This window comes from Rhodococcus sp. KBW08 (assembly GCF_003852455.1).
Lineage (GTDB): Bacteria > Actinomycetota > Actinomycetes > Mycobacteriales > Mycobacteriaceae > Rhodococcus_F > Rhodococcus_F baikonurensis.
Map to the genome: position 1 here is coordinate 434,039 of NZ_QAJJ01000009.1, position 11,668 is coordinate 445,706.

General features: G+C 62.9%; 10 protein-coding genes and 1 riboswitch. Of the genes, 4 read left to right on the forward strand and 6 right to left on the reverse strand.

The genetic code is table 11. The annotated features are described in order from the left end of the window. Positions 1-2 precede the first annotated feature (2 nt). The 3 genes from DBV08_RS12825 (at position 3) to DBV08_RS12835 (ending at position 3,525) form a co-directional block, all read left to right on the forward strand. Complete coding sequence (locus tag DBV08_RS12825; RefSeq protein ID WP_397487277.1) at positions 3-974, forward strand: pseudouridine synthase; 972 nt, start codon at positions 3-5, stop codon at positions 972-974. 75 nt (positions 975-1,049) lie between these two features. Further along, positions 1,050-2,585, forward strand: a complete 1,536-nt coding sequence (locus DBV08_RS12830) for a CYTH and CHAD domain-containing protein (protein ID WP_095968709.1) — start codon at positions 1,050-1,052, stop codon at positions 2,583-2,585. A 49-nt stretch (positions 2,586-2,634) separates the two neighbouring features. After that, positions 2,635-3,525 carry a universal stress protein gene (locus DBV08_RS12835; protein WP_124567658.1) on the forward strand — a complete coding sequence of 297 codons (891 nt, stop codon included), beginning with the start codon at positions 2,635-2,637 and terminating at the stop codon, positions 3,523-3,525. 53 nt (positions 3,526-3,578) lie between these two features. On the opposite strand, the gene DBV08_RS12840 is transcribed toward DBV08_RS12835, so the two are convergent. Continuing rightward, positions 3,579-4,319 (reverse strand): VIT family protein, encoded by a 741-nt coding sequence (locus DBV08_RS12840; RefSeq protein ID WP_124567659.1) that lies wholly within the window; start codon positions 4,317-4,319, stop codon positions 3,579-3,581. A 131-nt stretch (positions 4,320-4,450) separates the two neighbouring features. Here DBV08_RS12840 and DBV08_RS12845 point away from each other — a divergent pair, with 131 nt between their 5' ends. After that, positions 4,451-5,209, forward strand: coding sequence for an SDR family NAD(P)-dependent oxidoreductase (locus tag DBV08_RS12845; RefSeq protein WP_124567660.1), 759 nt, complete (start codon positions 4,451-4,453; stop codon positions 5,207-5,209). A 3-nt stretch (positions 5,210-5,212) separates the two neighbouring features. On the opposite strand, the gene DBV08_RS12850 is transcribed toward DBV08_RS12845, so the two are convergent. The 5 genes from DBV08_RS12850 to DBV08_RS12870 all read right to left on the reverse strand — a co-directional run bounded on the left by DBV08_RS12850 (position 5,213) and on the right by DBV08_RS12870 (position 11,496). After that, positions 5,213-5,845, reverse strand: a complete 633-nt coding sequence (locus tag DBV08_RS12850; protein WP_007733896.1) for a TetR family transcriptional regulator — start codon at positions 5,843-5,845, stop codon at positions 5,213-5,215. Between the two features lie 115 nt (positions 5,846-5,960). Beyond that, the gene (gene ftsW, locus DBV08_RS12855) at positions 5,961-7,460 is read right to left on the reverse strand and encodes a putative lipid II flippase FtsW (RefSeq protein WP_260395554.1); all 1,500 of its coding nucleotides are present in this window, start codon (positions 7,458-7,460) and stop codon (positions 5,961-5,963) included. Between the two features lie 101 nt (positions 7,461-7,561). Then, positions 7,562-8,923: an MFS transporter gene (locus tag DBV08_RS12860; RefSeq protein WP_124567661.1), complete on the reverse strand. Its 1,362-nt coding sequence runs from the start codon at positions 8,921-8,923 to the stop codon at positions 7,562-7,564. A gap of 69 nt (positions 8,924-8,992) precedes the next feature. Further along, positions 8,993-10,387, reverse strand: coding sequence for an NtaA/DmoA family FMN-dependent monooxygenase (locus DBV08_RS12865; RefSeq protein WP_124567662.1), 1,395 nt, complete (start codon positions 10,385-10,387; stop codon positions 8,993-8,995). 29 nt (positions 10,388-10,416) lie between these two features. Next, a complete protein-coding gene (locus DBV08_RS12870) occupies positions 10,417-11,496 on the reverse strand; it encodes an LLM class flavin-dependent oxidoreductase (protein WP_124567663.1) in 1,080 nt (359 codons plus the stop codon). 4 nt (positions 11,497-11,500) lie between these two features. Then, positions 11,501-11,596, reverse strand: a riboswitch (SAM riboswitch). Positions 11,597-11,668: the final 72 nt, after the last annotated feature.

Genomic DNA, 11,668 nt, shown 5'->3' on the forward strand with positions numbered 1-11,668 from the left:
ATATGTCGTCAATAGGTCTGAATGCCGGCCGGACGGCTAGCTTTGAAGATGTGTCACGATCTCCCCTTCCCGTCCGCGACGGCCTGAACCCCAGTCGCATCCGTCAGCCCGAAGACGGCATGTGGGCGACGACGCTCGACTACCTGCTCGAACGGTTTCCCCAGGATGCCGTCCGCTTGCGGGAGAAAGTCGCAGCCGGGGAAGTCGTCGACGAGAAGGGCGTCGGAATCACCGAGGCGAGTGCTTACGCTCCGCGGCGGTTCGTCTACCTGTACCGAGACCCACCCGTCGAGTCGCGGGTACCGTTCGAGATCGACGTCCTGCACCGGGACGAGAACATCCTGGTCGTGGACAAGCCGCATTTCCTGGCGAGCACCCCGCGAGGGCGATACATCGCCGAATCGGCACTGGTCAGATTGCGTCGGGACCTCGACCTGCCGGAGTTGAGTCCCGCTCATCGCCTCGACCGCGTCACAGCGGGACTACTGCTGTTCACCGTGCATCAGGCGGCCAGGCGCGGCTACCAGACCATGTTCGCCGAGCGCCGCGTCACCAAGGAATACGAGGCCATCGCGCGTTACGACGCGCAGGTGAGCACTCCCGTAGTCGTGCGCAGTCGCATCGTCAAAGAACGCGGGGTGCTCAAAGCCGAGGAGATCGAGGGCGAACCCAACAGCGAGTCGCGGATCGAACTGATCGAGACGCGGGACGGCTTCGCGCGGTACCGGTTGATCCCCCATACCGGCAAGACCCATCAACTGCGCCTGCACATGACCTCCGTCGGGCTCCCGATCCACGGCGACAACTTCTATCCCGACTTCTACGACGTTGCCGCAGAGGATTATTCGAACCCGCTGCGCCTGCTGTCGAAGGTTCTCGAGTTCGAGGATCCGATGACCGGCCGGCTGCGACGGTTCGAAAGTCGACGAACCCTGTCCTGGCCGGACGAATCAGGCGGTGGCGACTCGCCGTAGGGACCCCGGACCCTTCCACTGCGCCACCGATACCGGGAGGATGGAAGCGCAGACCGCACCGCAAGAGGAGACCAGATGAGCAAGACCGCTGTCGTACCCGAAGCCGTACGGGAGATCGAGCGCAAGTACGAGGCGCCGGCCGAGCAGGAAGTCCCCGCCTTGGGTGGACTTCCCGGTGTTGTCGGTGAGCCGGTTCACGACTCGATACAGCTCTCTGCCACCTACTTCGACACCGCCGACTACCGGTTGCTCGCCGAGAAGATCACGCTGCGCAAGCGCGAGGGCGGCGATGATGCGGGGTGGCACATGAAACTTCCCGCAGGCCAGGACACTCGAACCGAGATCCAGCTTCCGCCGGACGAGAGCACCGATGTCCCCTCGCCGCTGTCGAGTCTGATCCGGGCGATCATTCGCGGTCACGACCTGGTTCCGGTCGCCCTGATCATCACCGACCGGGAGCGCACCCGACTCAACGGCGAAAACGGTGTTCTGCTCGCCGAAGTGGTCTCCGACACCGTCATCGCCTGCAAGGCAGACGGTTCCGGTGAATCGACGTGGCAGGAAGTCGAGGTCGAACAAGGCGCAGGCGGACAAGATCTGGCCGACGCAATCGAGACGGTTCTACTGGACGCCGGGCTGGAGCGTTCTGCAAGTCCGTCCAAACTCAAACGAGCACTGGGTACTTCGGTGACCCCGTACGTCGGTCCCGAGATCACCACGGGCAAAGCGTCGAATCCGCGGATTCTGTTGCGCAATTACCTCATCGAACAACTACGCGCACTGGTCGCAGCGGACCTCGGAACGCGTCGGGCCGACGACGAAGCCGTTCACGACTTCCGGGTTGCAGCTCGTCGCATCCGCAGCGCTCTTCAGTCCTACGCGGGCCACTCCCCCAAGACCGACGATCTGATCACCGACCTGCGGTGGATCGGTGGAAAGTTCGGTGACGCCCGCGACGTCGAGGTCCAATGGGAACGTCTGGTCGAACGCCTCGGCGAAATCGACGAGATGCCCGAACGAGAAGCTGTGCGTGCTCGAATCGACGAGTTCTTCTCGGCCCGCGGTGAAACCGCGCAGGAAACAGCCCTCGAAGCGCTCGATTCCGAGCGCTACACCACGCTGCTCGATCGTCTCGACGAGTACGTCGGCGACCTCGAGTTCGACACCGTCGCCCACCGTGTGGGAAAGAAGGCGTCGGCACGAGAGTTGGCTCATACCCTGCGTCATCTGGCTCACAAGGTCGGCAAGCGAGTCGATCACGTCTTCGATGCCGATACCCGCGCCGAGCGTGACGAGCGAATGCACCGCGCACGCAAGGGTGCCAAGCGGATGAAGTACGCGATCGAGGTCATGGAACCGGTGTCGAAGAGCCGAGCCAAGCGCGCCTTGAAGCATTTCAGCCACTTCCAGGACGTTCTCGGCGAACATCAGGATTCCGTTGTCGCCCAACATCATCTGCTCGAAATCGCGGCGGAGCAGGAACACACGTCTTTGACCAGCTTCGGATTGGGCATGGCCTATCGGCGAGAACTGGAAATAGCCGACGGGCAGTCAACCCTGCTCCGCAAGACGTGGAAGGAAGCCGTGAAGTCGGCGTCGTCACTCTGGTGACTTCGCCGCAACCAGTCGACCGATCTCGATCATTTCAGAGGGAGTAGACATGAACACACTTGCAGGACACCAGGATGTCGTCGCCGGCATCGACGGATCCGAGGCGTCCACGGCTGCGGCCCGGTGGGCCGCCTCGGTTGCGAATGCGGTGAACTCACGACTGATTCTGGCGCACGCCCTCCCCCAGGAGGGTCCGATCTACAGTCCCGCTGCAGTGATGTTGCAGTCGCAGTTCCTCAGCCAGATCCGCGAAGACGGCGAAGCGATCGTCGACGCCGCTGCAGCGGTGATTTCGGCTGAATTCCCGGAACTGACCGTCGAATCCGAGATCGCACCAGGCCCGGCGTCGACGCACATACTCGAATCTTCGGGTACCGCACGCCTGATCGTGATGGGGTCGACCGGATCGGGTGCACTGCGTTCGAGGCTGCTGGGTTCGACTGCACTGAAGGTGGCAAATCACGCCACCTGTCCGGTCACGGTGTGGCGTGGTTCGGCGCAGAATCCCGGTCCGGATCAACGTCCCGTCATCGTCGGAGTCGACGGAAGTGCGTTGAGCAAGAAGGCCGTCGAGTACGCGTTTCGTTATGCCGATCAGTTCGACGCGCCGCTCATCGCCGTCCACACCTGGCAGGGCTCGTCCACCTTCCGCGAGGGCGGAGCGGGAATCCTCATCGACTGGGAGGCCGTCGAGCAGGAGGAGTCGGCGCTACTGGCGGAAAACCTGGCCGGTATGGCCGACCAGTACCCGGACGTGCCGGTCACCCGCATCAGTGAACCCGGCGCCGCTGCTCCCGTCATGCTCAAGTACGCGGGCGATGCGCAGTTGATAGTTGTCGGAAGTCACGGGCGCAGTGCGATGGCCGGTGCCGTGATGGGCTCGACGAGCCAGAATCTGCTGCACCATGCGCCGGGACCGGTCATGATCTGTCGCGCCTGAATTGCTGTGCGCCTTTATTAACCGCGGGGGGTTAATAAAGGCGCACAGCAGGGTCAGCCGAGACCCGTGCCCACCAGCTGACCTACTCCGTACGTCACAGCCATCGCCAGCGCGCCGCCGATCACCACTCGTAGCACGGCTCTGGTCTTGCGGGCTCCGCCCAGCGTCGCGCTGATCGTCCCGGTCAGTGCAAGTGCGATCAGCACCGCGAAGAAGGCGATGGGCACGCGGATACCCGTCGGCGGCAACAGAATCGCGACCAACGGGATCGCCGCGCCGATCGTGAACGAGATTGCCGACGAGATCGCCGCATGCCATGGATTGGTAAGATCGTCCGGGTCGATGCCCAATTCGACTTCGACGTGTGCCGCGAAAGCATCGTGCGCGGTCAATTCTTCGGCGACTCGTCGAGCCGTCTCCTGGCTCAATCCCTTGTTCTCGTAGATCTCGGTCAGTTCCTGAAGTTCCGCCTCCGGTGTTTCGAGGAGTTCCTTCTTCTCCTTCTGCAGGAGTGCGCGTTCGGTGTCTCGCTGAGCGCTGACCGAAACGTACTCACCCAACGCCATGGACACAGCGCCGGCAACCAGACCAGCGAAACCGGCGGTGAAGATCGCGGAGCGCTCGGTTGTGGCTGCCGCAACACCGACCACGAGGCCTGCGGTCGAGACGATTCCGTCGTTTGCACCCAGAACACCTGCACGCAGCCAATTGAGGCGATTGTTCAAACTCGGTGCGTGAGGTTCGGATTCCCCACCGGGCGCCCCGTCGGTCAACTGCACACTGTCTCCTGACATGGCAACAGATTAGGACGATCAGTCCGGTTGCGATAGCAATCTGAGCCTGTCCTTCGCGCACTGATATATTCCGACCAGCACCCCAACCAAGCATTTGTTAGGTTGAGAATCGGCAGACACCTGGAGGCATTGTGAGCACAGCACGCACCGCTTTTGTCAGCGGAGGAACCGGCGGAATCGGGTCGGCGATCGCCTTGACTCTCGCCGAACGCGGACACGACGTCGCCTTCACCTACCGAAACAACAAGGACGCCGCCGAGCAGCTGAGCGAGCAGATTCGCGCGCATGGCGTACGCGCCCACTCGTACCCTCTCGACCTCACCGACGAATCGTCGATCAACGCCGCCGTCAGAGATGCGGTCAGTGATCTGGGTGGGCTGACGACCCTCGTCCACGCTGCCGGACCGCACGTCCCGATGACGCACCTCTCACGCGTGACTCCGGCGTTCTTCACCGAACAACTGAACCAGGAAGCCGCGGCGTTCTTCACGCTCGTCCACACCGCCCTGCCTGCGCTGCGTGCATCCTCGGGTTCGGTGGTAGCGGTGACGACCGCGGCTACGGATCGTTTTCCCGTGCGCGACGGACTCTCCGCAGGCACCAAAGGGGCTGTCGAACAACTGGTTCGCGGATTCGCCGCAGAGGAAGGACGCTACGGCGTCCGGTTCAACGCCGTAGGACCAGGCATGTTGACGGACGGAATGGCCGAGCGTCTGATCAACTCCGCCGAACTCGATCAGGGCGCGCTCGACGTGACCATGAGCCGAATCCCGTTGAAGCGCTTCGGATCGGCCACCGACATCGCCGAAGCCGTATGTTTCCTCGCGAGCGACGCCGCCGGATTCATCAGCGGCCAGAAGCTCAACGTCGACGGCGGATACACCGTGTGAGTTCTATCCGCCCAACTTGCGAAAGACCAGGCGCACGGCAAGTTCGAGATGCGCCATCACTTCGTCTGTCGTCATCCGGCCGGCTACCCACGAGACGAGACTCGACATCCAGACGTCGTCGATGACCTTCACCGCGTCCAGTTGCTGCTGCGAGACTTCCTCGACGCCGATAGCCTTCGCGAACATCTCGGTCACGACCCCACCGAGTGCGTTGAGTTCCGGAGTCGCCGATGCGTCTGCGAACATGTACGCCCGAACCAACGCTTCGTAGCGGAGGTGATCGGTCTCGAGGACCTCCGTATTCTTGCGCAGCACAAACAGAATCCGGTCCGACGGAGTCTCGCCGGGGATTACAAAGTCCTGGAATCTGTCACGCAAACCCTCGAACATCCACAACAATGCGACGACGAGCATGTGGTTCTTGGACGGGAAATAGCGGTAAACAGTCCCGATCGCGACGCCGGCACGATCGGCGACCGATCGCATCTGCACCGCGTCGTAGCCACCTTCGGAGGCGGATTCCATTGCAGCGTCGACAATCCGGCGAAAACGCGCTCGCTGCGACGGCGTCGTACGACGTCCGGTCACCGAGCTACGTTCGACCACCGACTGGTCTGCCTTGTCGCCACCTGCCATGTCCACAACCCTTATTAGACGTCGTCAATACCGACTCCTAATGTAGCCGCCCAACGCAATTGTCGGGTGCACGACTGCCCGCTTCCGAAGTGCCCGCCAGTGGAACCGGCCGAGATCAGGAAGCGCGCCGGGGCCGATCGGATCGGCCGCGTCTACGTGGATCTTCCGACCAGTCACGCGATGGTGCGCGTCGGCCCGGCGCTGGAGTCCGGCGCCGGTCGGGTTGTGGCGCACGTCGCTCCGGCCTGCGTTGACCAGTTGGGACAGGCTGAGCGCGGCGAGCAGGCGGCCGACGCCGATCAGTCTGCGGTTTCTTGGCAAGGCCGAACCGCGGCTTGCCGAAGACCAACGGAATCCAACCGCGACCGCTGCTCTCGGACGAGGCGACGGCCTCCGGCTCGCGGAAGGCGGCGTGAGCGATCAGCCCGAACATCAGCAGGGTGGTGATCATCGACGTTCCGCCCGCCGAGATGAGCGGCAATTGCAGACCGGTCACCGGAATCAAGCCCACCACGTACGCGATGTTGATGAACGCCTGTACGACGATCAACGTCGTTGCCGTCGCCGTCATGACTTTGAGGAACGGATCGGTGGACCGCTTGGCAATCCGCAGCCCGACGATCAGTACCGCAGCAAAGAGAGCAACGACGATCAGCGCGCCGACCAGACCCAACTCTTCACCGATCACGGCAAAAATGAAGTCGTTGTGTGCCTGCGGGAGGTAGCTCCATTTGGCGTCGGACTGTCCCAGACCACGACCGAAGATGCCGCCGTTCGCCAATGCGTACTTCGCCTGGGTGCTCTGGAAGTTCAGGCCTTGCGGGTCGAGATCAGGATTGAGGAAGGCTTTGATGCGATCCGAGCGGTAACCAGCAGTAAGCCCGAGCACGAGAAACGCGACTGCGGAACCGAGTGTGAGGCTGATGAACGTCTTCATCCGGAACAGCCCGAACCACAGCACCGACATGAAGATGATGCCGATCGTGATGGTGGTTCCGAGGTCTTTCTCGAACACCACCAGGACCAGAACCAGCAGGGTCGTACCGCCGATCACCGGCAGCGCGCGATTGACGTCCATCCGCGCCTTCATGAACGACGCAACCGTCGCTGCGGACCAGATCGCCAGAGAAAGTTTGGCCAGCTCCGACGGCTGGAAGGAAATGCCCGCGATCACAAACCAGCTGCGCGCACCCATCTGTTCCGAACCGATACCTGGAATCAGCACCAGGACAAGAAGAACAAGACACAGGATCAGCAGCCACGGCGACGCTCTACGCATCGTTTCGGTCGGTAAGCGCACGACCGCCACGAACATCACCAAACCGATCGCCGCGAACATGCACTGGGGCCAGAATCTGGCATAGGACGTCCCGGACAGAACATAGGACTCGACGCCCGAGGACGAGAGCACCATGAGTAGTCCGAACGCGACGATCAGCACGACCAGACCGACGATCATGTGGAAATCGAACAGCGGCCGATTCGTCCAGAGCGCCGTTCGAGCACGGAAGGGCGTCGATGTGCGGTCACGTTTGTCCGACGATCCACGGGGCGAGTTAACTGGCTCTCCACTCCCGCGACCGTTGGGCTTGTCTTCACTGCGACCGGTCACCACACAAGTATCGTCCCACGACTCCTAACCCATGGGTAACACAAGTCCCATGAGTCACACGGGCTCGGCCTTCGAACGGACTCGACAACCTACGAAATGCCTGTTCACACCCTTCGCCGACGTCTGTCTGCTACCGCTGCTGCCAACGAGAGCGTCAACATGACCACACAAACGGCCAGCGCTATACCGAGCGCACGTCCGTATCCGTCGGTCAACGATCCGAGTACACCGAGATACAACCCCGATACCGCGGCCAGCGAGATGGTCGCGGACAGGCGCTGCGACAGTTGCAGGAAACCCGCTGCAACTCCGTTCCCGCCCGCCGGTGCATATTCGAGAGTCAGAACCCGATTGGGCGCGTCGACCAAGCCGCTGGCAACTCCCGACAGCACCGCCAGGACTACCAGCACCGGGATCAGATGTTCCCGCGGAATCACATTGACCGCCACGACGTAGCCGAGGATGACGAGGATCTCGCCGACTATCGCAAAAACCACCGCACTTCGACCGAACCTGGCGACCAACCGCCATCCGAAAGCCGACGTCAGTGCCATCGCGAGTGAGCTACCGGTCATGATCAACGCCGCACTCAGCGGCGCGAAGCCCAAACCTTCGATCAGATAGAGGCTGAGCACCGCGTTGACGGCGAGGATGGATCCGAACCAGAAGAGTGCAACCGTTGTACCCAGTCGGAAGCCCCGTGAGGCGATCAACGACGGAAGCAGTACCGGCGTTCCGCCGCGGTCGGCGTACCGCCGCTCCCAGAACCAGAAGGCAACGGCAGCGCCGAACGCGCCGATCAGGAAAACCGCGGCGACAGTGACACTGGTTCGGGTCACGATGGGCCACAACAGGAGCCCGGTCGTAGTCGCCAGCAGACACAGCCCGACCGGATCGATCGACGCGCCTGATCGGGTGGTCCGATCACGGCGCAGAAAGCGAAATGCCAACATCAGAGTGATCACGGCAAACGGCACATTGAGAACGAGAAGCAACCGCCATCCGAAGTCGGCGTCGGAATACTTCAGCAGAACGCCACCGAGGATCGGTCCGGAAACGCCGGCCAGCCCACCCGCGGTGCTGTACGCGCCCAACGCCTTCGCCCGAGCCTTTCCGGACACCCGGTCGGTGATGATGCCGAGCACCTGCGAACTGATGGTGCCTGCGCCGATCCCTTGCCCCAGCCGGGCCGACACGATCATCGACGGGTCCGACGCACACGCTCCGAGGATTCCCATCACCGCGAAAATGCTCAGCCCCGACAAGAACAAGCGTCGACGCCCGACGACGTCACCGAGTCGGCCCGCCGGCACCAGGGCCAAGCCGAAAGTAAGCGAATAGCTCGCGAGGATCCACTGCACTTCGGAGGTCGACGCGCCCAGTGACGCACGGATGGACGGAACTCCGATTCCGAGCACCGCCGAATCGAGAAGAGTGGTGAAACCCGCGGCGACGCAGACGACAATCTCCCAGCGGACGGCCGAATCGAGCTTGGTGGATTCGGCCGTCGCTGTGACCGTGTGCGACAGGACCCGTTACCCCGCAGCTTCGGACGGAGCCCGACGCGTGAGCGGCGGCCGCAGACCCAGGTGCCCTCGCAGCGTCGACGTGGAGTACTCGGTGCGATACGCCCCACGCTCCTGCAACTCCGGGATCAACCAGTCGACGATCTCGTCCAACCCGGTCGGCACCAGGTACGGCGAAATGTTGAAGCCGTCCGACGCTCCGTTGCGCACCCAATGCACCAACTGGTCGGCCACCTGGCCGGGAGTGCCCGCAAAACCCGAACGCTGCGAGGTCTCGATGGCGACCTGACGCAGGGACAGGTTCTTTGCCTCCGCGAGCGCCCGCCATTCACGCGCGATCGCAATGGGGTCGTTGCCGTCCCGCGCTGAACCGCGTGTCTCGGAAACGGGGCGGGCAACCGGATCTTCCTCGGGCAGTGGACCGTCCGGGTCTCGATCGGACAGATCCTTCCCCCACACCAGTCCGACCAGAGACAGGGCAGTCTGACCGGTGAACTGGCCTTCGAGGACCCACCGCGCTTTCTCCTCGACCTCGGACTCGTTCTCCGCCAACACGATCTGTGTACTGGGCAAGATCTTGACGTCGTCTTCCGGTCGTCCGGCTCTACGCAACCGAGCCCGAATGTCCTCCGCGAAGTCGAGTGCGCCGTCGAAATGCGTCCCGTGTCGGGAGAATATGACATCTGCATGTGTCGCCGCGAAATCGCGTCCACTCGGCGAATCGCCCGCTTGGAAGATGACCGGATGCCCCTGGCGGCTTCGGGGAAGGGTCGGCGTCACGGAGATGTCGAACTGCGAAGTCTGCTTGCGTACGTCGCCGACGGCTCCCGGAGTCGACCAGTGCTCGGACGTGCGAGAGTCCGAGATCGCGTCGTCGGCCCACGAATCCCACAGTGCCCGCGCGGTTTCGATGAACTGCCCGGCACGCTCGTAGCGTAGGGCGTGATCGAGGAAGCCACCGCGACGGAAGTTCTCTCCAGTCCACGCGTTGTCGGTGGTCACCGCGTTCCAGCCGGCCCGTCCACCGGAAAGCAGATCGAGACCGGAGAGTCGACGTGCGAGGTCGGCCGGTTCGTTGTACGTGGTGTTCTGCGTCGCGACCAACCCGATCTTGTCGGTGATACCGGCGAGTGCGGCCAACTGCGCGATGGCGTCGGGGCGGCCGGCTATATCGAGGTCGAGAATCTTGCCGTTCTGCTCGCGGAGGCGAAGGCCCTCACCGAGGAAGAAGGCGTCGAACAGACCTCGCTCGGCGGTGAGTACCAACCGCCGAAACGTCTCGAAGTCGATCTGGGAACCACTGGCGGAATCGGACCAGATGGTGGTGTGGTTGACCCCTTGGAAGAAGACGCCGAAGTGAACGTGAGCGTCGGGTCGAGGTACGGCGGAGCGTGATGCAGTCATGGCCGAAATATCCTTAGCGCGAAGTCAAGTCAGGAGGAGTGGGCAAATCGATTTGCGGGCCGCTGCAGACCGAGGTTGCCCCTCAGGGTCGATCCCGGAACCGGGCGTCGCGTCAGCCCGGCCTTGGACAGCGCCGGAAGAACGAATTTGGCCAGCACCGGAAGGTCCTCGTCGATCACGAGAGCGTGGACATGAACCCCGTCGAGGTGCCCGGCCAACTCCCTCAGAACTACGGCCGCCTCCCCTGGATCCGCAGCGAGGAGCAGTCGTCCACTGTCGACGGCTTTCCCGTGCGAGTTCAGCTCGATCAACCGCTGCGCCGCAGACAGATTGGGCGTATCGAATGCCACATCGACCTCGGCGACCACCAATGACGCGCCCTCATCGCGCGCCTTGGCGGCCGACTGTGTAACAGCCTCCACCGAATCACCGGAAACGAGAACGACATCCGCCTGGCGTGGATCGATTTCTCCGTAGCGTCCGAACACCACCAACTGACCTTGCGGCGGTCGCGGAACGATTGCGGGCCCCTTCACCGAGAACGTGTCGCCCTCGAAATTGACGTAATGCAGACGATCACGCTCGAGGAACCGTCCGCTGAGATAGTCACGGACGACGGCGTCGTCCTCCCACGAATCCCAGAGATCGGTCACGACCGTGACCGAATCCCGCTGCTCCTGCTGACGCGCCGACTCCGTTGCCACCGGAGCTCTCCCCCACGCCTTCGCCGCAGCTTCGTCTTCGACCGGAACAGCCAGCCAGCCACCGCGCCCACGGGAGGAGTAGTCGAGCGTCGCCAATTGCGAAGACGTGTCGAATGGTTCGGCGTACGTGGTCCCGACGACGGGGACCAACCCGATCGTGCTGGTCGTCGCCGCCACGTACGACGCCCGCGAGACGGCGTCGATCCGGCCGACGACGTCGCCACTCGGTGGAAGGATGGAATCGTCGAACGTCGCGAAGGTGAAGCCCGCATTCTCGGCAGCCGCGACGCGATCGCGCACGGTCTTACCCGTGAGCAGCTGATCCGGGCGGTGCGAACTTCGGCGCCAGGCGGCGGGGTGAGTGCCCTCGCCGTCCAGTTCGATACCCACGGCAAATACAGTCATGTGTCCTCCATCGGTCCTGGCGGTAGCACCCACACTGCGGTTAGGTAGCGGGTTGCTGCGGCATCATCGAGCCAGGTCTCTCAGCCACTCTGGATGGTGGATGCAATCTATGCGGGCCACACTGGACAAGTCAAATCACGCTTGACGAATCCTATTGACCTACAACCTATTT